Annotated in this window: 17 protein-coding genes and 1 pseudogene; 5 read left to right on the forward strand and 13 right to left on the reverse strand. The window is 60.0% G+C overall.

Translation table 11 applies throughout. From position 1 onward, the window contains the following. Positions 1-10: 10 nt before the first annotated feature. From AC07SZ_RS22395 to AC07SZ_RS22405, 3 genes are read right to left on the reverse strand one after another with little or no spacing between them, the layout of a single operon-like run. A complete protein-coding gene (locus AC07SZ_RS22395) occupies positions 11-1,309 on the reverse strand; it encodes a glucoamylase family protein (RefSeq protein WP_494915895.1) in 1,299 nt (432 codons plus the stop codon). Further along, the gene (locus tag AC07SZ_RS22400; RefSeq protein WP_494915896.1) at positions 1,306-2,616 is read right to left on the reverse strand and encodes an MFS transporter; all 1,311 of its coding nucleotides are present in this window, start codon (positions 2,614-2,616) and stop codon (positions 1,306-1,308) included. Before AC07SZ_RS22400 ends, AC07SZ_RS22395 begins: the two co-directional genes overlap by 4 nt. Continuing rightward, complete coding sequence (locus tag AC07SZ_RS22405; protein ID WP_494915897.1) at positions 2,613-5,048, reverse strand: heavy metal translocating P-type ATPase; 2,436 nt, start codon at positions 5,046-5,048, stop codon at positions 2,613-2,615. The genes AC07SZ_RS22400 and AC07SZ_RS22405 overlap by 4 nt, the downstream gene beginning before the upstream one ends. Before the next feature lie 408 nt (positions 5,049-5,456). On the opposite strand from AC07SZ_RS22405, the gene AC07SZ_RS22410 reads away from it, so the two are divergent. Next, entirely contained in the window at positions 5,457-5,594 is a 138-nt protein-coding gene (locus AC07SZ_RS22410; RefSeq protein ID WP_494915899.1) for a hypothetical protein, read from the forward strand. A gap of 22 nt (positions 5,595-5,616) precedes the next feature. Here AC07SZ_RS22410 and AC07SZ_RS22415 read toward each other — a convergent pair. Beyond that, a pseudogene (locus tag AC07SZ_RS22415) lies at positions 5,617-6,136 on the reverse strand (HAD-IC family P-type ATPase); the annotation flags it as partial. A gap of 288 nt (positions 6,137-6,424) precedes the next feature. Here AC07SZ_RS22415 and AC07SZ_RS22420 point away from each other — a divergent pair. The 3 genes from AC07SZ_RS22420 (at position 6,425) to AC07SZ_RS22430 (ending at position 9,375) form a co-directional block, all read left to right on the forward strand. After that, the gene (locus AC07SZ_RS22420) at positions 6,425-7,021 is read left to right on the forward strand and encodes a class I SAM-dependent methyltransferase (protein ID WP_494915901.1); all 597 of its coding nucleotides are present in this window, start codon (positions 6,425-6,427) and stop codon (positions 7,019-7,021) included. 1,141 nt (positions 7,022-8,162) lie between these two features. Further along, positions 8,163-8,576: a response regulator gene (locus tag AC07SZ_RS22425; RefSeq protein WP_494915903.1), complete on the forward strand. Its 414-nt coding sequence runs from the start codon at positions 8,163-8,165 to the stop codon at positions 8,574-8,576. Between the two features lie 211 nt (positions 8,577-8,787). Continuing rightward, positions 8,788-9,375, forward strand: a complete 588-nt coding sequence (locus tag AC07SZ_RS22430) for a cation efflux transmembrane domain-containing protein (RefSeq protein ID WP_494915905.1) — start codon at positions 8,788-8,790, stop codon at positions 9,373-9,375. A 71-nt stretch (positions 9,376-9,446) separates the two neighbouring features. Here AC07SZ_RS22430 and AC07SZ_RS22435 read toward each other — a convergent pair whose 3' ends face one another. The 6 genes from AC07SZ_RS22435 to AC07SZ_RS22460 all read right to left on the reverse strand — a co-directional run bounded on the left by AC07SZ_RS22435 (position 9,447) and on the right by AC07SZ_RS22460 (position 15,501). Then, a complete protein-coding gene (locus AC07SZ_RS22435; protein WP_494915907.1) occupies positions 9,447-9,743 on the reverse strand; it encodes a PRC-barrel domain containing protein in 297 nt (98 codons plus the stop codon). Positions 9,744-9,828: 85 nt separating this feature from the next. Next, the gene (locus AC07SZ_RS22440) at positions 9,829-10,575 is read right to left on the reverse strand and encodes a VWA domain-containing protein (protein WP_494915909.1); all 747 of its coding nucleotides are present in this window, start codon (positions 10,573-10,575) and stop codon (positions 9,829-9,831) included. Between the two features lie 44 nt (positions 10,576-10,619). Next, entirely contained in the window at positions 10,620-11,351 is a 732-nt protein-coding gene (locus AC07SZ_RS22445) for a TerD family protein (protein WP_494915911.1), read from the reverse strand. Positions 11,352-11,446: 95 nt separating this feature from the next. Further along, positions 11,447-13,732, reverse strand: coding sequence for a heavy metal translocating P-type ATPase (locus AC07SZ_RS22450; protein ID WP_494915912.1), 2,286 nt, complete (start codon positions 13,730-13,732; stop codon positions 11,447-11,449). A gap of 216 nt (positions 13,733-13,948) precedes the next feature. Continuing rightward, on the reverse strand, positions 13,949-15,238 hold the full coding sequence (locus AC07SZ_RS22455; protein WP_494915914.1) for an NRAMP family divalent metal transporter: 1,290 nt from the start codon (positions 15,236-15,238) through the stop codon (positions 13,949-13,951). 77 nt (positions 15,239-15,315) lie between these two features. Next, entirely contained in the window at positions 15,316-15,501 is a 186-nt protein-coding gene (locus tag AC07SZ_RS22460) for a hypothetical protein (protein ID WP_494915916.1), read from the reverse strand. A gap of 71 nt (positions 15,502-15,572) precedes the next feature. On the opposite strand from AC07SZ_RS22460, the gene AC07SZ_RS22465 reads away from it, so the two are divergent. Further along, entirely contained in the window at positions 15,573-15,998 is a 426-nt protein-coding gene (locus AC07SZ_RS22465; RefSeq protein ID WP_494915917.1) for a MerR family transcriptional regulator, read from the forward strand. 49 nt (positions 15,999-16,047) lie between these two features. On the opposite strand, the gene AC07SZ_RS22470 is transcribed toward AC07SZ_RS22465, so the two are convergent. The 3 genes from AC07SZ_RS22470 to AC07SZ_RS22480 all read right to left on the reverse strand — a co-directional run bounded on the left by AC07SZ_RS22470 (position 16,048) and on the right by AC07SZ_RS22480 (position 20,073). Then, positions 16,048-16,734, reverse strand: coding sequence for a ZIP family metal transporter (locus tag AC07SZ_RS22470; RefSeq protein WP_494916090.1), 687 nt, complete (start codon positions 16,732-16,734; stop codon positions 16,048-16,050). Positions 16,735-18,343: 1,609 nt separating this feature from the next. Beyond that, positions 18,344-19,111 (reverse strand): SDR family NAD(P)-dependent oxidoreductase, encoded by a 768-nt coding sequence (locus tag AC07SZ_RS22475; protein ID WP_494915918.1) that lies wholly within the window; start codon positions 19,109-19,111, stop codon positions 18,344-18,346. Next, positions 19,108-20,073: a carbohydrate kinase family protein gene (locus tag AC07SZ_RS22480; protein WP_494915920.1), complete on the reverse strand. Its 966-nt coding sequence runs from the start codon at positions 20,071-20,073 to the stop codon at positions 19,108-19,110. The genes AC07SZ_RS22475 and AC07SZ_RS22480 overlap by 4 nt, the downstream gene beginning before the upstream one ends. Positions 20,074-20,081: the final 8 nt, after the last annotated feature.

Raw genomic sequence — 20,081 nt, forward strand, 5'->3', positions numbered from 1 at the left:
GGCTTGCGATCTATATCAGCCAGCCGCCTTCGAACCCTGCCCGTTGCAGGCCGCTGCGGATGTGTGGACACGAGCGCATCAATTGCCACAACAAGCCGCTGCGATGGTTCTCGATCATCAGTACGATGGGTCCTTGGTTGAGCCCAAAGTGCCAAGGCGACACCCACCAGCCGTAGGGATTGCCGGGCTCGCCCGGATGGGTTGGATTGAAGGCCGCCTTGAAACCGTATTTGTTGAAGGCCTTCAACTTGGCTTGATGGATGCAGAAGTCGATCGCCTGGAGGACGATTTCGGGAGCGAACGGCAAGGAGGCGACGACTGCCCAAGGCGCGAGGGTGCCGTCATCAGGCCCGTAGGGCACGCCGCGTCCCACATAGTCTTCGAACTCTCGCTGAATGCCTTTCAGCTTGAACGTGGCAGGGCCAGGTCCCTCACTTGCGGTAATCCCCCAGCAGTGTTCCCCATACCCGTCGAACCCACGCGGGTTTTCAATAGCGTATCGCTGCTGGACGTAGGTGGCGCGCCGACTGTTCTCGAAATAGTCGCTTCCCTTACTGCGCATGAAGGAATCCTGCAGGCCCCGAAAGTCAATCCAGACATGGGAAAGCTGATGCGTAAACAAAGGGCCTGCGTAGAGGAACTCATAGCCGTAGCAACTCTCCCATCGATAGCTGGACGTCCAGGCGGTGTAGCTGCTTTCCGGAAGCGGGTGCGTGGGAGAGCCAAGACCCAGGATATAGAGCAGCAGAGCCTCATCGTACCCCTCCCATCGATACTCGAGAAACCCGCTCTCCGGTTTCCAGCCGTGCGTCACCGTCTCTCCCTGGTTTTGCGCCCACTGCCAGTCAGCGCGACGATAGAGTGCGTCGGCAAGCACGCGGATTTCCCGCTCGCCGGCTACGTCGGCAACGAAATAAGCCGCAGCTGCCAAGGCGCCTGCGAACAGGAAGGCGCTATCGACCGTCGACAGCTCGCAACGCCAGGCGCGGCGGCCGGTTTTGATATCCAGGAAGTGATAGTAGAAGCCGCGATACCCTGTTGCGTCCGGTTCCGGCCCCTGTGGGCTGTTCCAGAAGAAGCGCAGCGTGGCCAAGGTGCGTTCCATGGCAGCGCTCCGGCTCATGAACCCACGCTCGACACCGACGGGATAGCAGGCCAACGCAAGGCCTGTGGCGGCAATGCTTGCCGGCCAGTTCTCTGCTGTCTTATCAAGAACGAGGCCGTTAGCTTGGTTCGCTTCATGAACGAAATAATCGAATGTCTCTCGCTGCAACGTCGCTAGATCTTCATGACTAGCGAGAGGATTCACGATCTTGCCTGTGATTGGCTTCCAGCGGATGGCGCATGAATTGCGACGGGGACGGGTCGATCTGGTTTTTTGCGGCGCGCAAGCAGGTTCGACAGACCAAGGCTCAGGAGGAAACCAAACGCGACCAATAAAGCCATCAGCTTGAACGATGCGTTCGGCAGAAAGGCAACGTCGAACAGGAGCCCGCCGGCCGCCGCCCCGACGGCACCGCCGAGACTTGCAGCCGCTGTCTGGGTACCGAACGCCGCTCCCTGTGCCGTGCCGGCCTTGCTGGAAATCCAGAAGGTCAGGATCGGCGAGAGAATGCCGGCGCTCGCAGCAACCGTACCTACGCCCGCCAGCATCAACCGGAAATCATAGGCAAAGGGTATGAGGAACAGCGCAGCAGAAAGAACTGCCAAGGCGGGTGCGATGAGCCAGCGCGTGGTCTCAGGTTTAATCCAGGGCGAGAACACTATCGCCTGGACAATGATCATGACCAGACTGCATTCTGTAAACATCATGGCAATCTGGGTGCGCGTGAGGCCGAGTTCCTGCTTGCCGCGCAGCGCCAGTCCCACTTCGAACACTCCGACGCCGGCAGAAACCACAAACGCCAAAGCAAGCAGCCTCACCACAAGCCACTGGTGTGTCTTTCCCAGGTGATGCTCGTGCTGTTGAATGGCTGCTCCCCGCTTCGGACCCGGAACTATGAGGCCTGCGGCCGCCGCGGCAAGGAGAGCTAGAACCGCTGTTGCCGCGAGCGGAATGGCAAGCGATCCGGCACTGCTAGAAGTTGCCGGAGAACTGGTTGTTTCGCCGGCCAAGAGCACCCCGATCATGGGGCCGGAAAGAAAGCCGCTGATTCCTGCCAGGCTGACAAAGGTGAGGCGTCGCGCGCGGGCTTCCTCGTCCACCGCCAGGTCGGCAATCACCGCAAGAGCAACGGGCGTCACCGCTGCGGCAAACAGACCGCTCAAAAACCGCTCGGCATAGAGACCCAGGAGGTTCTCTATGCCTGAAAACACCAACATGGTGGCGCCGAACCCGACAAGACCCGACAACAGAATAACGCGGCGGCCGAACAGATCGGACATGCGCCCCCAAACGGGCGCAAACACAAACAGGGCCAACGTGTAAATTGCGGTCAAAAGCCCGGTTGCTCGCGATACCTGCGCCGCGTCGGCACCTGCCCCGAGCAGGCGTTCGATCAAGAACGGCAAAAGCGGCAGCACGATCCCGAATCCCATGGAGACGGTAAAGACTGCCAGCATCAGTACCGCCATCGTGGCGCGCGGGACTCCGGAAGGATTCGCGGCGTTGTTCATACTGCAGGAACCGGAAGGATCGGGAGCGCAGCGGGAACCGGCGCAGCTGTAGCGCTTTGGCGGCGAATGCCGGTCAGCTTGGTGCGCTTCAACATGAGAGCGTTGATTGCGACAAGAGCCGAGCTGCCCGACATTGCAATCGCAGCTATGCTGGGGCCGAGCAGGAACGGATATAGGACACCGGCGGCCAGCGGGAAGGCGATGACATTGTAGCCCACCGCCCACCAGAGGTTCTGGTGCATCTTGCCCAGGGTCGCGCGAGACAGTTCGATCGCACCCACCACATCGAATGGGTCGCTTTTCATGAGGACAATGTCAGCACTTTCCATTGCGACATCGGTACCAGCTCCGATCGCAAACCCTACGTCGGCCTGCACGAGAGCCGGAGCGTCATTCACGCCGTCCCCGACCATGCCGACCTTTTTGCCCTGACTCTGAAGCTCCTTGACCTTGCTTGCCTTGTCGCCCGGCAGCACGTCGGCGAAGACAACGCTAATTCCCAGTCCCTTGGCGATGCGTTCTGCAGTGCCCTTGTTGTCTCCGGTGAGCATGGCAACCTCGACGCCGCGAGCGCGAATTGCCCTGATCGCGTCGATCGCCGTTGGCCGCACCGCGTCAGCTATGGCGATCAGACCCGCAAGCTTACCGTCCAAAGCGAGATGAACAACCGTTCGCCCTGCACCCTGCAGTTCTTCGGCCTTCGCGGCGAGCACACCAAGATCGATCTTGTTGTCACTCATGAGGAGCTTATTGCCAAGCAGCGCGAGCTTGCCATTGATCTTCGCCTGCGCACCTTTGCCCTCGATGTTTTTGAAATCGCTTGCTTTGGGTGCTGTGATCTTCTCGGCACGGTGGAGGATGGCCTGCGCCAGGGGATGTTCTGATCCTGCCTCCACGGCAGCGGCATTCGACAGCAATTGCTCCTCCGATGTACCAGCGGCCATGATCAGATCCACAACCTCCGGCTTGCCCATGGTCAGTGTGCCGGTCTTGTCGAAAATGATGATGTTGAGCTTGGTTGCCTCCTCAAGTGCCGCCGCGTTCTTGAACAGGATGCCATTCATCGCGCCCAGTCCGGTGCCAACCATGATCGCCATTGGCGTAGCAAGGCCGAGTGCGTCAGGGCATGCGATGACAAAAACAGTGATCGTCAGCGTCAACGCGAACAGCAAGGTTTGTCCGAGGAACCAATACCAGACCGCAAACGTCAGCAAGCCAACGATGACTGCGGTATAAACCAGCCATTGCGCCGCGCGATCCGCTAGCAGCTGAGACGGCGCCTTTGAATTCTGGGCCTCCTGAACCAGCTTCACGATCTGGGCCAGTGCCGTGTCCGCGCCAACTTTTGTTGCCGTGTATTTGAACGAGCCGCTCTTGTTGATCGTCGCGCCGATGACATGGTCACCGGCCTTCTTGGCGACCGGCATGGACTCTCCGGTGAGCATCGATTCGTCAACCTGCGATGAGCCTTCAAGGATTGTGCCGTCGACTGGAATCTTGTTTCCAGGCCTGATGACGACGGTATCGTTCACTGCAACGTCAGCGGTTGAGACCTCGATTTCCTTTCCGTCACGCAGCACTTTGGCCATTGGCGGCGCCAAATCCATCAGTGCACGTATGGCTTCTGACGCACCCGCCCTGGCGCGCATTTCGAGCCAGTGGCCGAGCAGGATGAAAACGAGGAGGATTGCCGACGCCTCGTAAAACTGTTCCCCGCCATAGAAAAACGTCGATCCAACGCTGAAGAAATATCCAGTGCCGACACTGAGGACGATGAGCACCGCCATGTTGGCGACACCGCTCCTGATCGATCGATACGCGGCAACGACGAAGGGCCAGACCGGATAAAGGATCGCCAGGCTGGCGAAGGCGAATAGAACCAGGTCGAGGCGCAAGCCGAAGGGAGGCGGCACCTTAATGTAGTCGATGCCCATCGGCGAGAACAGGAAAATAGGCAGGCTGAAAACCAGGGCAATCCAGAACCGGATGCGCATGTCGCGGACCATTGCCTGCATGTCCATCCCAGCGCCGTGGCCCATTTCGTTTGCCATGACGTCGGTCTGCGCGCCGCTGTGATGCTTGTGCCCGGCTTTAGCGTCCGCCTTACTGACCGATTTCGTCACCGGCATGGCCATTCCGGCGTGCGCATCGACGGGCTTTGCTTTGTGCTCGATAGCGTTTTCTGAGACCGGACGATCCTCGCACAGGTGATTGGGGACAGCCTGCCCGGCACAATGATAGCCGCAGTCGTTGATCGCCGCCTGGATGGCCATCAAATCAGTTTTCGCCGGATCGAAATCGACCGTCGTCGTCCCCGAAACAGGGTTGACCGACGCACGGCGAACACCGGCGAGGTGCATCAGCTGTTTCTCAATCCCTTGAGCGCCAAGGATTGAAAATAAATCACCGACTTCGAGGTTGCTAATTGTCATGATGTGGGTCTCCGATCTGTACCCAACGAGGCCGACGGCTGCGCTTTGGTTTTTAATCTGGCGTCGACGCACGCGTACCCCAATATCTGAACGGAGGCCGATACGATCGGTTCCAGTGGCCTTGAGCCTTCTTTCACCGATCAGACCCTGTCGCCTGTCCAGTCCATCAACCTACTCCAAGGGAGACGCGAATTGCGAAAACGACTGTCAGTGACAATACGCGTTAAACCCAACCTCCTGCATTGATCTAAATCAGACAGCCTGCTGGAAGCCGGAGCAGTTCAACGACGGTAGGCTGCACGAGCGTCAAGCAAGAATCCCTGGCGTCGGAACAATCAGGCCTGCCGGCCAAGGCCATCCGCCATACGATGATCTCGGCCTCTAACCCCAACCTGGACAGACAAGCTGATGGAGATCGACAGGAAGATCGCGGAACTGGTCGGATTGCGCTGTCTGCTTCATCACCTGGTCGAGCATTGCCACGGCGATGAGCGGGCGGACAGCCAGATCACCGATGATCTGGCAGGAGAAGGCATGGTGCAGTGACGCGAGCCATTGCCGCCGCCTGTTAGGAAGCACCTTTCCAACGCAACAGTCGCATGGCGTTGGCCGTTACGAGCACCGTGACCCCAGTATCCGCCATGATGGCCGGCCACAGGCCGGTAATGCCGAGCACGGTTGTCACCAGGAACACCGCCCTTAGCCCGAGGGCCATTGTGACGTTCTGTTTGATATTGGCCATCGTAGCTTTTGAAAGGGCGATCATCGCCGCGATGTCACCCACCCGACCGTGCAACACCGCCGCATCGGCGGTTTCCAGCGCGACATCTGTGCCGCCGCCATGGCAATGCCAACGTCGGCCGCGGCGAGCGCTGGCGCATCGTTGATGCCGTCGCCGACCTTGGCGACGGTGAGCCCCTGCCCTTTCAGCTCGCCGATAATGCGCTGTTTATCCTCTGGCAGCAGTTCGGCGCGGACCTCGATACCCAGCTGCTTGCCGATCGCGGCCGCCGTGCGCTTGTTATCACCTGTCAGCATGACGGTCTTGATGCCAGAGTCCTCAGCGCCTTCAGACCCGCCAAGGCGGTCTTCCTGCGATGCACTGCGGCACGCCGTGATAGGGCGAGCGGGCCGTCAATTGTCAATGATGGTGGCCTTCCGGTTCGACCATCTTGAACGGCAGCACCTGTTCTCCGCCCTTTGCAGTCAGGATTAGCCTTGCCTCGAATTCGTCGGGAACGAGTTGGAATGCGGGGTGACCGAAGTGTTGGCCGACCTGGCGACCGCAGCCACGACCACGGAGGTAGCAATAAATATTGCTTGATGGTCGACCGCTGACGTGGCCTTCGGTGTGCCGACGTTTTAGTCATGCTTTCATGAGCGCAATTTTTCCCGCGACATCGATGCCCGATCGCGACTGGTGGGCGGCTTTATGGCCCGACCCCGCAAGCCTTTTGCTGTCCTTGGGTGTTAGCCCGGGTATGACGGTGCTCGATCTTTGCTGTGGAGACGGCTATTTCACCGCACCGCTTGCGAAGATTGTCGGCGGGTGTGTTTATGCGCTCGATCTCGACCCGCATATGATTGAACTGGCCCGGTTAGAAGCGTCGCGCCAAGGCGTGTCGGTGCTGAAATGGATCACCGCCGATGCCCGCGACATTGAGCAGCTGATTCCCGAGCAGGTCGATTTTGTGTTGATTGCCAATACCTTTCATGGAGTGCCTGACCAGGCTGGCCTTGTCCGGGCGGTTGCCAAGACACTCAAGCCGCACGGGCTGTTTGCTGTCGTCAACTGGCACCAGCTGCCGCGAGAACAGACGACCGTACTCGGTCAGCCTAGAGGGCCCAAAACAGATATGCGCATGCCACCCGAAGCCATACAGGCCGTTGTCGAGCGCGTCGGGTTCGGGTTCCGTCGCTTGGTCGATCTCCCGCCTTATCACTACGGCGTCGTGTTCGTGCTCAGCGCATAGCCTTGCCCATCCCTCGTCACCGCTGCTCAAGCTGGAGGACTATTCGGCCGTGTGTGTGGAGGCGCGCTGAAGCCGTGGGTGCTGACAGCCAATTGTCAGCCGCCTCGTGAGACATTGTCCACAAACTGCCGTCAAGCCGATCCGCCGGCGCGGGATTCAATGTGGGTGCAGCCTCCGATGAAACAGATTGCCCTTTCACTTTTCGTGGTTGCTACTTCCGGCGCCTATGTTTGGGGCTACTCGGGCAAGGCCTCAACTGACGAAATGCTTAAAGGCGGTAGTGCTCTTCCGCGTCGAACGCCCGGATACGGGCTCCGATCAAAGTCACAACACCACGAATCCAGACCGCCAATTTTTCCACCAGCTCGCAAAATCAGAGCAGGTTCAACGCGGAAAGGTCGAAAAGACAACCTGGTCAACACCCCTTAAAAACAGTAGAAGTTTAGTTATGGAACTAATGCTATGAAATTATCGGCGAACTTCTCATATAGCAGGCGTTCTGCACATCTTGGCCTCTATGATTGAAGTCGCGGTTGGTTGGCGTCGACCGTTGCAGCGTCGAACGCGACCGGGACTCCATGCACCGCGCATGCAGCTGCGAGGAGGACTTCCAATTCACGATCCGTTGCCCTGCAAGCCGGGATAAGCGTTCGAATGGCCCGGATCGCTTGCGCGACAGACACAAAGCGAGACTTGCCGCGAGACAGCCAATTAGCCTTGGCGGCTCTTTCCACCGTGACATGTTGAAAAGCCATTCAGAATTCCTCCCTGAATTCTCATCGAGCTATCGCGGTAGTTTGCCATTCGACTTTGACGCTGCAATGAATTGCTCGGATAAATCCTAGTGGCGACCAACCCGCCGTGCCACTCGCACGGATATGCCGATCCAATCTCACTATTTTTTGCGCCTGCCAACAGTGGGCCGTCTGCGCGAAGTCGGGTTTGCCCGTGCCCATGCAGTTTTATCAAACCGTGAAGATCCTGCCTTCGGTACACCCCCAATTGACACCTAGGGGCGCCGATTTCAGCCGCGAGACTCGACAGGGGTTATTGGCTCTTCCATTATAGACACTCACGCACACTGACCGCATTCCGGGAACATATATGAAGGGTTCTGCTATTTTCGAAGTGGGAGGACACTATGGTTGATCAACGGGCCGCAACGGTTGTGATTTTGGAAGATGAGGCCCTGATCGCGGTCGATGTTGAAGATCAATTGCACCAGGCAGGTTTCAATGTTGCAGGCATATTTTCAGCCTGCACTGACGCGCTGGAGTGGCTGGAAAGCAATTCTCCTGATGTGGTTGTCCTGGATATTGAACTTCGTGACGGGGCTTGTACGCCTGTCGCTGAACTACTTTTTGACCGCAAGATCCCATTTGTCGTACATTCGGCAAGCATCAGCGATTCCGGACATCATGACGATGTGTTTTTCAAAGGAATCTGGATCCCCAAGCCGTGTAGTCTGTCGGAGATGCATAACGCGGTTAGAGGCTCGCTGAAGACAGGCCAAGGTTCGGAAGCGGCACTAGCTTCGTCAAATCAAACCAGTTAACCTGGGGTGGTCGATCTGATCTTGAAAACCCAACGCAGTCAAAGACTTAGACCGCATAATACCCATTATGTTAAATTGCGACGCCACCAGCGGCCTCGACTTTGTGTCGATGTCAGGAATTTCGCTGCCTCGTGCCAAAGAATGATGCCAACCGCTTCCGGCTGCCTAACCGGTGGCTGGCCGGATAGGCAAAACCGTGAGACGGTTAGACATGGAATCTCACAGCGCTCTCCGCCGCGTCGTCCTGCTCGTAGCGATTCTCAATCTCGGTTATTTCGGCATTGAATTCACCGTGGCGCTCGCCATCGGCTCAGTGTCGCTCTTCGCCGATAGCATCGACTTTCTGGAGGATGCCTCGGTGAACCTCCTCATTCTGCTCTCGCTGGGCTGGTCCATGCGCGCCCGCTCGCGGGTCGGCATGGCGCTGGCGCTCATCTTGCTTGTGCCCGGCTTGGCGACCCTTTGGACGGCATGGGAAAAGTTCAACTCGCCGGTGCCGCCACAAGCCCTTGCTCTGACGCTGACGGGTCTCGGTGCGCTCGTAGTTAATCTCACTTGTGCCTACATGCTCGCAGCCTACCGCCACCACAGCGGCAGCCTCACCAAGGCGGCGTTCCTGTCGGCCCGGAATGACGCTTTCGCCAATGTCGCCATCATTGCTGCCGGGCTGGTGACGGCATTGGTGTGGCGCTCAGCATGGCCAGACCTAGTGGTGGGCTTAGGGATTGCAGCCTTGAATGCCGACGCAGCACGGGAAGTGTGGGAAGCTGCGCGCGAAGAACGCCGGGCTACCCCCTAATTGCCGTTTTGGCCAGGACATGCTTAAACTTACAGGAGGGCGCCCGCAGGGCGGACACCCTCCGTACGACCTTAATCCTTGTGCTCGGGCATCGCCTTGAGCTGGTCTTTGGTCCAACTGGTCGAGGCATGGATGTCACCATCCTCGTCCCGCATGAAATCGAGCTCGCTCGCCGCCACCGCGACGGGCTTTGCGCCGATACCGAGGAACCCGCCGACGTCGATAATGACCCGTGCTGCGGCTCCCGAGCCATGTACATGGTTGACGGAGCCGATCTTCTCATCATCAGGCCCGTAGATTGCTGCGCCGTCCAGGAGGTCGGGCGTGAGTTCCGCGCCGGTAAGGCGCACGTGATTTGTGTGGTCCATTGGGATCTCCGTGGTTTGTCTGGATCAATTCCCATGGGAGCATTCTGTTCCAACACCACGGCTGATAGTTGAAACGGTCGCAGGTTCAGGTGCGGAGCCACGCGAGCAGTTCAGGGCCGAGCAGACGTGCGTTAAGCTCGTCGTCGGAAAGTTCTACAAATCCGTCGAGGTCCCGCACGATGACGACGCCGGTGTTGTTGAAGCGCTTCGCGATCCGGTTGAGGAACTTGAAGTCGACACTGTGCTCGCAGGCGCCCATGAACAGGAAATAGACTTGGTCGCCGCGCCGTTCCGAGGCCTCGAGAATGCGAATCGTCCGCGCTTCGTCGGCCTCTTCGTTTTCACCATCGGTGACGAAAATGACGATGGAGCGCTTCTTGTCAGCGGCCGGCGCCTCCCGGTCCACGCCGAAGAAACGGCTGAAAAAACCGCCCGTTGCCGGCGCCGGCAGCCAGCCGAAATGCTGCAAGTTGCGCTCAAGCGCGTAGCTGTATGTCGTGCCGCCCTTCCAGCCGGGGACTTTGTCGATGACGTTGCGGACGATGTAGTTTTCACAGTCATCCGGCGTCACCGTGCCGACATGATGGACGCTGCGCTCGCCGTGGCTGAACGTAAACACGTCCATCCGGCCATCAGGATCAAGGACCATCCCATACGGCACCAGGCGTGCGATAAGCTTGCTGGTGGTGCCTTCCTCATGCTCGTGCTCGAAAGAGCCCGATACGTCCATGTCGAAAATCAGTTCCGCTTTGATCCCCGGGTTGACACCGGCCTTGTCCAGAGACAGGCGTAGTGTCTCCGCAGATTTATGGAGGTCGAGTTGCAGCGACATGGCGACTCCGTTCCGGATTGTTTGTTGCTTTGCTTAAAGGCGGCTTAGGAGAACCGCGCCAGCACGTCGTTGAAAGTGCCATTGAAGCCGCGGCCGGCCGCAACATATTCCCAGCCCTCCGGACCGAGCGCCACGCTGCCCAGTTGGACCACGTTGAACTCCTTGAACTCGTCCGACAGGCGGTAGACGCCCAACTCTTGGCCATCGTGGTCGGACAATGTGATCGTGCACACGTCGATGTCGCCAAAAGCGGCCTCTTCTTCCGCTTCATCCTCGCTGCCACCTTCGTGCCCGCTGCCGTGGTCGGCCTCGTGAATCGTGACGAAAATCGGAATTTCGGTGACGCCAACCGGCAGTCGCGAGCCATCGATAATGACGGTCTCGCTGTTGTTCTGGACACGTTTGTCACCGCTATGGCGCAGTCCGCCGCCCGGCGTCTCGAACGACCCATCTGTATTGGACGCCAATGCGCCACCCTTTGGGTTCATGCGCGTCGTATTGTAGGTCGAAAGCACGTTGGTCAGCTCAGTAACCTTGACTTCCGTGCCGATCCGGCGCGCCTCGAGCGCATGCACGTCAACGTCATCGGCATGGTCGGCGTCACATTGCCACTCGACCCGCACCGTGAAGCGTGCGCCTTTGTTCAGGGAAAGGCTCAGCTTGGGTGGTGCGGTCCCGGGCTTCTCCAGCGAGAGCGTGAGAACAGGAGCTTTCGAGGCTGGCAATGGCGATCCCGTCAGAAGGTCCGGGGACGCCCCCACGCGTGGCAATTTCATGAGCGCACCTCTCTGCAGTCCCAATAATCCGTTCCGACATTTACCATCAAAGCTGTGTCGGGAAAATGTTCGGGGGCGTAAGATCCGGCCCCCTGTTAAGGAGCTCCCTTCCATCTCAGCAGTCGCATGGCGTTGGCGGTCACCAGGACGGTTGCGCCGGTATCAGCCATGATTGCCGGCCATAGCCCTGTCAGGCCGATTACGGTGGTGACGAGGAACACCGCCTTGAGTCCGAGCGCCATGGTGATGTTCTGCTTGATGTTGGCCATCGTCGCTTTCGAGAGGGCTATCATCGCGGCAACATCGCCGACACGGCCATGTAACACCGCGGCGTCGGCGGTCTCGAGGGCGACATCGGTGCCGCCGCCCATGGCAATGCCAACGTCGGCCGCCGCCAGCGCTGGCGCGTCATTGATGCCATCGCCGACCTTGGCCACGACCATCCCCTGCCCTTTCAGTTCACCGACAATACGCTGCTTGTCTTCGGGCAGTAACTCGGCGCGGACCTCGATGCCGAGCTGCTTGCCGATCGCTGCCGCCGTCCGCTTGTTGTCACCTGTCAGCATGACGGTTTTGATGCCGGCATCCGTCAGAGCCTTGAGGCCCGCCAAAGCGTCCGGACGCGGTTCATCACGCATGGCGATGGCGCCGGCCACCTTGTTGCCGACCAGCACGATGGAAACGGTCTTGCCCTGGTCATTGAGCGCCGCAATCTTAGCCGACTGCTCAGCCGAGAGCTTGGCCGCTTCATTGGCCGCCTGCGGCGACGCCAGAAACACCTCATCGCCTTCCACGGTCGCCTTGACACCCTTGCCGCCGAGAGCCTGTGCCTTCGACGCAGCCGGGACGTTGACCTTGTCGGCGCCCGCCTTCGCGAGGATGGCGATGGCCAGCGGATGGCTCGACCCTGTCTCGAGGGCGGCAGCCAGGCGCAGCACGTCAGCCTCAGGACGGCCGAACGATATGACATCCGTCACCTGCGGCTTGCCTAGAGTGAGCGTGCCGGTCTTGTCGAGCGCCACGGCGGTAATCTTGCCGAGGCCCTCGAGTACCGCCCCACCCTTCATCAACAAGCCCCGCTTGGCACCGGCCGAGAGTGAAGCGGCGATCGCCGCAGGCACCGAAATCACCAGGGCGCAGGGGCAGCCGATCAGCAACAGCGCAAGGCCTTTGTAGATCCATTCGTTCCACGCCCCGCCAAGAAGCAGCGGCGGCACGACGGCGACAAGCGCTGCCACCACGACCACACCGGGCGTGTACCAGCGCGAAAACCGGTCGATGAAGCGTTCGGTCGGCGCCTTGCTCTCCTGCGCCTCCTCGACCAGCTTGACGACGCGGGCGATGGTGTTGTCAGCGGCTGCGGCCGTCACCTTGATGCGAAGGACCGCGTCGCCATTGATGGTGCCCGCGAAGACCTTGTCGGCAACACCTTTGCGCACCGGCACGCTTTCGCCCGAGACGGGGGATTCGTCGATCGCGCTTTCGCCTTCGGTAATCTCGCCATCCGCCGGAATCCGGTCACCCGGCCGGACGAGGATCATTGCCCCGACCTCAAGGCTTTCGGCCGGAACCTCGCGGGTCTTGCCGCCTTCCTCAATGAAGGCCGTTTTAGGGACCAGCGTGGTGAGTGCTTGAATGCTCGAGCGCGCCTTCCCGGCGGCTACCCCTTCGAGCAGTTCGCCGACCAGGAACAGGAACACCACGGTCGCCGCTTCCTCGCCGGCGCCGATGATGACGGCGCCGACGGCGGCGATGGTCATGAGCATTTCGATAGTGAACGGAATGCCCGCAAGCGCGGCCATGACGGCCCGCTTGGCGATCGGCACCAAGCCAACCAGCATCGCCGCGATAAAGATCCATACTCCGGACGGGGGCCACGCAAAGTGAATGGCAAACGCAACGACCAGCGCCGCACCGCTGGCGATGGTCAGCCGGCCTTTCGGGCTCTTCCACCATGGCCCCGAGGTCGGGGCGTGATCGTGCCCGTGCAGGCCCTCAACGCCCTCGTCGTGGTCATGGTGATCCTCGCTGCCGCGGTCGTGGCCGGCGTGATCGTGATCATGGTCCGCGTGATCATGGCCAGCATGGTCTTGGTCATGGTCATCGCTGTCGTGAGCCGTTACAGGCGCGGCTACCTTTGCTGCCGCGACCCCCCTGCCCTTGAGCTGGGCCACCGTGTAGCCGAGGCCGGTGACTTTCTTTTCAATTGCCGCGAGATCGCTATCCGGCTTGTGGTCGACGGTCATGGTCCCCGCCGTGACCGAGACGCTAACATCTTCGACGCCCGGGATGCGGCGCACGGCCGTGTCGATTTTGGACGCGCAGCTGGCGCAGTCCATTCCCCCGACGCGATAACGGGTCTTCTCCTCGGATGTTGCCATGATGAGTGCTCCTTTAGTTGGAAGCACGTTACACTCTCTAGCCGCTAGAGGAGCAAGAACAAAAAACGGGCTAAGCGGCCCCGCAGCTCATAGATCGAGTTGGTGACATCCAGCTTCACATCTGCCGACGCCGGCGTGGCGACGAGTGCGCACAGCAGACAAAGTCCCACTGGACCTAGTGTCGAAACTCGCATCCTCAGGCTCCCTTGCGTGCAGCTACATGAACAGTTGGACAATCATTACCAGTGCCGCTGCTGCCATCACGGCTGTGGCAATCCAGCCAATGATACGCATGACCAGAGGAACAGTCACCTCGCCCATGACGTCGCTTCGCGCCGTCATCAGCATCATCACCGCCATGACCGGCACCGCAACGACGCCGTTGATCACGGCGCTCCAGTAGAGCGCTTTGAACGGGTTTATCGGTGTGAAATTGAGGCACACGCCAATGATGGTTGCGAGGGCAATCGTCGCATAAAACGCCTTGGCTGCGAGCGGCTTTCGTTCTAGGCCGACGGGCCACTTCCGCGCCTCGCCGAGCGCGTAGCCTGCCGAACCGGCAAGGACCGGGATGGCGAGCAGTCCCGTCCCGATGACACCGAGGGCGAAAATGGCGAACGCGAATACTCCGGCGACCGGCCGGAGGGCTTCGGCCGCCTGGCTGGTGGACTCGATATCGGTAATGCCCTTGGCGTGGAGGGTGGCGCCAGCCGTGATCATGATCGCGAGGGCGACGATGTTGGAAAATGCCATGCCGACATAGGTGTCAAGGCGGATGCGCTCGATGGCATTCTGCGCTTGCTCCGGCGCCTTTTTCAACGGCTCGCGCTTGGGCTTGGCCTTCTGGTCTTCGACCTCCTGAGAGGCCTGCCAAAAGAAAAGGTAGGGGCTAATGGTGGTGCCGAAAATGGCGACCACCGCTGTCCAGAACGATGCATCAAGCTTGAATTTCGGAATGAACAGGCCTTGGGCGACCTCGCCCCACGGCACATGCACGAACAGGACCGTACCGAAATAGGCGAACAGCGCCAGGGTCAACCACTTCAGTATGGAGACGTAACGGCTATATTTCAGGAACACCTGCAGCGCGACGGAAACGGCGCCAAACAGGATGACATAGACAAGCGCGGGTCCCCCGACAATGAGTTTCAGGGCATCGCCCATGGCACCAAGATCGGCGCCGATGTTGATGGTGTTGGCGATGAGCAGCAGCACGACGACCGACTGCAGCAGCCAGTTGGGGTAATACTCGCGCATGTTGCCGGCGATTCCGCGCCCGGTGGTGCGGCCGATGCGCGCGCTGATTTCCTGTACCACGGACATCAGCGGATAGCTGAACAGCATTGTCCAAGTCAGGCCGAACCCGAACTGGGCGCCAGCCTGAGAATAGGTGGCGATGCCGCTCGGATCATCGTCAGACGCACCGGTAATAAGGCCGGGACCAAGGACCCCGAGCAGCCGTGGCTTTAACGGCCCAACGACCGACTTGCTTGATTTCGTGCCCATGACGCCTCCCCTGCCCCAATTGCGTTAGTAACTCCGCATGTTGGGAAAAGCTCCCCGCATGATGGGAAAAGCTTCACTCACAGCCTGCCGTAGTACCATCTGCAAAAAATCAGGGCGGAACCGGCGCAAAGCAAGGGTCCGGCAATGGTCAGGCTGGGATAGCCGGGAAATGCCCGCTCCAAGACCAGGACGCTCACCGTGCTGCCCAGCGCAATTGCGGCGGCAGCCCCGGTCACAAAAATCACTTTCTGCAGCGGGGTCATGACTCCTCCAAAATGCTTGACGTCCCGCAGAGGGAGGTACAATCTATAGTGACTAGAGGAGCAAGCACAAAATGCCAGGCGATGTGACGATCGGTGAAGCGGCTCGCTATAGCGGCGTGAAAATTCCCACCATCCGCTACTATGAGCAAATTGGACTCCTGTCGGCGCCAAGCCGGTCCGAGAGCCAGCGTCGCCTGTATGGCGACGCCGATCTGAGGCGCCTGGCATTCATCCGGCACGCCCGCGAACTGGGCTTTGAAGTCGAGGCCATCCGCACCTTGCTGGCGTTGCAAGACACCCCAGATCAATCCTGTGCCGCGGCCGACGAAACCGCCAAGGCGCGGCTCGTGGAAGTCGAGCGGCGTATCGCCAGTCTGACCGCCCTGCGCACGGAGTTACAGCGCATGGTCGACGGCTGTGCCAAAGGCCAGATATGCGATTGCAGGGTCATCGAGACGTTGGCCGACCATACACACAACCACGGCCGGCTAGCCTAGAGCCGGATCCTCGGGCGGGGTGACCACTGCAGGACCGAAAGGCCGTCCGCTAGCCGATTGCCTCTTCCAGGAGAAGCAACGCCAGGAAGCCGACGAAGAACATCGCGGTAACCCACGGCCGATCCGGGATTTCGTGGGCCTCGACTAGGAGCTCCTCCGTGACCAAGTAGAGCAGCGCGATAAGCCCGAACGCAAAAAAGCCGGTCAGGATTGGGGTGGGGAGGCCGGCAATCGGCACGGCGATCAACGCTCCAATAGGCAGCAACAGTGCCAAGGCCCCGGTAAGCAGGATGATTTGCCAACGAGAGCGCTCGGTCTCACCGATTTCCGCTGCGACCGTAAGGCTGAGAAACATGATCTCTATCGTGAGGGCTATGGTGAGAAGTAGGCCAACCTTGGCGCCTGCGGCAAACCCGATGCCAAGAACCAGGCCATCAATCAGGATATCGATGCCGACCAGAGCGATCAGGCCGGTGGCCCCGCCGACGCGCTCTTCCAGCCGTTTCAGACCGAGCATCAGGGCGATACCGGCCGCACCTCCCAAGGCGATAGGCCAAAGCGAACCGGCGTGCTTCAGGTCCGGCAAGATCTCGCCGGCCGCCGCCGCGAAGACCACGCCGGCGGCAAAGTGCTGGATGGCACTGACCAGGACAGGGCCGGGGCGTCGGTATGCGGCAACCGTAGCCCCCGCTACCGCGGCGATCACCGGAATGATCGTGTAGAGGAACCACGACATGTCGGCCAATGCGGGGTTCATCGCGCCGCCTCGATTGCCCGCCAAGCCTTGCACAGCGTCCGACACTTCATGCTTCACCATCCTCGTTTGATGAACCTACGACATCTATCCGCTGGAGGAGCAAGCGGAATCTCTGACGGCCGCCGCCAAAGCCCGTCGACCAGAAATGCCCTGCGCATCAACGCAGGCGGATCCACCGCATGTCCGCTAAACGACCGTTTTCCGGACATCGCCGTGGGTTGGGCCGGATAGCGATCAGAGAATGGTTTTGTGTACGGAAACCATGTGCAGAATTCTATTGTGCAGATAACGCTCCACCAGCCAAACCGAACAGACCCTCATATGACCATTAACTCCACCCCGTCGGATTCGTACGTGGACCTTCTGGGGCGACGCAGACAATGTTGGTTCCATGCCGCGATGTCTCGTCAAATTTTTCCTAAAGCCGATTGCGATATCCGATTTCTCCCTTAGCGCATGTAGCTCGGACCGGGACACTACCCAAAAAGTTCGAAAGGCTTCCAGGAAGCCCAGGCAAATTAGACGTCGCATCGGACAATAAGGGGCACGGATATTGCAGCGAACGTCCGAGAGGGAACGGTCAATATCGTCGGCGAAAAGAGCTCCAATAGAGCTGTGGGCGGCTCATTCGTGGGAACGAAAAAAGAAGAGAAGCAGAACCTTCGTGTGCGATTTTTGCACACGATCTTCCGTAACTATCTGATTTTTATGGACGATCTGCCCCATCCATCATTGGGGCCACGGCCACTCTATTATTTTGATTTTTCAGCATTTTTCTTTAATATCAAATCGTTAGTATCTGCCGAGTGCACGCGAATTTACGCCAGAATACGACCCTTTTCGCCACGTTTCGATCTCTCAGCGCACACAGAGCGCACACGAAAAAATGGCCACCTTCACACACGAAGCTCTCATCCGGTTCCTGGCGCGTCCAAGTCCGTCGCAAAGGTCGCTACGTCAGCGAGACCTTCCTGCGCCGAGACGACGCCTCGCGCTGGGTCACCGAAACCGAGCGCCAAGTCGATCGCGGTGAGACGCCGACCAAGCCCCGTATAGCGCGCCTGAAAACATTCGGCGAACTCATCGACCTCCATATCGACGACATGTGCGATGTAGGCAAGTCCCCTCGCCGCTCCAAGACCGCGGCCCCCGCTATGCTCCAAAGACATCTCGGCAAATGCAGCATCGTGACTCTCGATCGCGAACGGCTCATTCGATTCGGTGTGACCGGGCCGCCTCGGCCTCGTCGAAAGAGATCGCGGCGGGTACTGGACAAGATAAAAGCCCGTTCTCGGCCGAGCGGCTCTGGGCGCGCTGGGCGGAAATAGCACATGACAACGGAAGCATTTTGCAAGGCGCGCGAGAAATTACGAAAGTCGCAATTCGGGCTGGAACGCGACCCAGAAAGTTCGAAAAGCTTCCAGGAACCCCAGTCGATGGCCGACTGTAGAACCGGCTGACGTCCGTTTTGGGGCCTGAAGGGGACTGTCCGTTTTTGGAGTGGCCGGGACTGGAAGCGGACGGATGCCTCCAGCACTCCATCAACATCTTCAAGCCATGGCGATTGCGCAAGCCACGCGGCGGATCGTCAATGGTAGTAGATACCGCCGTCGACGTTGAGCGACTGGCCGGTGACGAAAGCCGACAGGTCCGAGGCGAAGAACAGCACCGGCCCGACGACGTCCTCAGGCGCGCCGAGGCGCTTCAGCGCCGCGACATCTTCCCAATGGTGGATCGCCGCTTCGCTGCCGAGATTGTTCTTGCCCATCTCGGTCAGGATGATGCCGGGGCAGATGGCGTTGACGGTAACGCCGTCCATGCCGACTTCCTGCGCCAGCACGCGGGTCAGCGTGATCACCACCGATTTCGTCGCCGCGTAATGGCCTTGCGTCGGCACCCCCTGGCGGCCGGCGATCGAGGCTATGTTGATCACCCTGCCCGATTTCCTGGCGCGCATATGCGGCAGCACGGCCTGGCACATCATCAGCACGCCCTTGGCGTTGACATCGAAATGCGCGTCCCAATTGGCTTCGTCCAAATCCTGTAGCAGGCTTGGCTTCAGGATGCCGGCATTGTTGACCAGTACGTCGATGCTACCAGCCTCCGCAAGCAGCGCCTGCGCCGTCGCTTCGATCTCGCGCTTCTTGCTGACATCCATTGTGTAGACATAGGCCCTGCGGCCCGCCGCCTCGATCTCGGCCTTGGTGACGGCAAGCTCCGCGGCCTGCGACGGCAGGTCGGTGACGGCGACGTCGAAGCCCGCCTCGGCCAGCCCCTTGGCGAGCGCCCTGCCGATACCGCGGCTGGCGCCGGTGACGAGAGCCGTCTTGCCCTTGGCCTCAGGAAGAATGGTCATGCTGCTTGCACCTTTGATGTCCTGACCGGGAGCGAATTCATCGCCACGATCGTGTCGTCGAATGAAACGAGTTTGCCGTCGGAGCCGAGCCCCATCGCCACCTTGGCGGCGACGGCGGTTGCGAAGCGGGCAGACTGTTTGAGTTCCCAGCCCTTGACGATGCCGACGATGATGCCGGCGGTGAAGGAGTCACCGCAGCCCGTGGTGTCGAAGACCTCGACGTCGAAGGCCGGCAGGTGGAAATCCTCGCCATGCTGCGGCGAGACATGCACGCCATCGGCGCCGAGTGTCAGGATGCAGTTCTTCACGCCCCTCGACTTGAAGAAGGCGGCAACGCGAGCCGGATCCCGGTCGTGCGCCATCTCGCCCGCCTCGTCGATGCTCGGCACGAAATAGTCGATATAGGGCAGGCACGGCTCAACCAGCTTCCAGGTTTCCGGCGTCGCCTGGATCAGATCGAAGGTCGTGATGCGGCCAAGTTCCTTGGCGCGCTTCAACAGCTTGACCGTCGGCACGCCATCAAAACGCTTCAACAGCCCGGTGCCGCCGACATGGACGACCGTGGCGTCAAGGGCGGCGTCGAGATCGGCGTCCGCGACCTCGAAAACGGCAGCCGTCCCCGGCACATGCAATGCCGGACGCTCGCCATTTGGCCGTACCGGCAGAATGGTGGAGGAGGTCTGGACGCTGCCGTCGCGGCGCACCAGGCCACACTCCAGGCCATATTTCTTCAGCTTGGCCAGGAACCAATCGCCCATGTCGTCGGTGCCGAGCGTGGTGACGGCCCGCGTCTTCAACCCGAGGATGGCGCAGTCCATGCCGGTCGCGCCTGCCGTACCGGCGACAGTCATGCGGATCTCCTCGATATAGTCGGCGCGGCCGCCCTCGGGGATGCGCGACACCGGCCGCCCCAGGATATCCAGGACGTAGAAGCCGATCGAGCTGACGTCGAATTGTGGCATGGTTGGCT

The organism is Mesorhizobium sp. GW821-FHT07A06 (genome assembly GCF_059419085.1).

Coding starts and splice junctions, on each gene's coding strand:
- AC07SZ_RS22455 (WP_494915914.1), bottom strand. CDS start 15,238: ATGGGCACGAAATCAAGCAAGTCGGTCGTTGGGCCGTTAAAGCCACGG.
- AC07SZ_RS22430 (WP_494915905.1), top strand. CDS start 8,788: ATGGAATCTCACAGCGCTCTCCGCCGCGTCGTCCTGCTCGTAGCGATT.
- AC07SZ_RS22465 (WP_494915917.1), top strand. CDS start 15,573: ATGCCAGGCGATGTGACGATCGGTGAAGCGGCTCGCTATAGCGGCGTG.
- AC07SZ_RS22470 (WP_494916090.1), bottom strand. CDS start 16,734: ATGTCGTGGTTCCTCTACACGATCATTCCGGTGATCGCCGCGGTAGCG.
- AC07SZ_RS22410 (WP_494915899.1), top strand. CDS start 5,457: ATGGAGATCGACAGGAAGATCGCGGAACTGGTCGGATTGCGCTGTCTG.
- AC07SZ_RS22445 (WP_494915911.1), bottom strand. CDS start 11,351: ATGAAATTGCCACGCGTGGGGGCGTCCCCGGACCTTCTGACGGGATCG.
- AC07SZ_RS22450 (WP_494915912.1), bottom strand. CDS start 13,732: ATGGCAACATCCGAGGAGAAGACCCGTTATCGCGTCGGGGGAATGGAC.
- AC07SZ_RS22420 (WP_494915901.1), top strand. CDS start 6,425: ATGAGCGCAATTTTTCCCGCGACATCGATGCCCGATCGCGACTGGTGG.
- AC07SZ_RS22480 (WP_494915920.1), bottom strand. CDS start 20,073: ATGCCACAATTCGACGTCAGCTCGATCGGCTTCTACGTCCTGGATATC.
- AC07SZ_RS22460 (WP_494915916.1), bottom strand. CDS start 15,501: ATGACCCCGCTGCAGAAAGTGATTTTTGTGACCGGGGCTGCCGCCGCA.
- AC07SZ_RS22405 (WP_494915897.1), bottom strand. CDS start 5,048: ATGACAATTAGCAACCTCGAAGTCGGTGATTTATTTTCAATCCTTGGC.
- AC07SZ_RS22440 (WP_494915909.1), bottom strand. CDS start 10,575: ATGTCGCTGCAACTCGACCTCCATAAATCTGCGGAGACACTACGCCTG.
- AC07SZ_RS22425 (WP_494915903.1), top strand. CDS start 8,163: ATGGTTGATCAACGGGCCGCAACGGTTGTGATTTTGGAAGATGAGGCC.
- AC07SZ_RS22400 (WP_494915896.1), bottom strand. CDS start 2,616: ATGAACAACGCCGCGAATCCTTCCGGAGTCCCGCGCGCCACGATGGCG.
- AC07SZ_RS22475 (WP_494915918.1), bottom strand. CDS start 19,111: ATGACCATTCTTCCTGAGGCCAAGGGCAAGACGGCTCTCGTCACCGGC.
- AC07SZ_RS22435 (WP_494915907.1), bottom strand. CDS start 9,743: ATGGACCACACAAATCACGTGCGCCTTACCGGCGCGGAACTCACGCCC.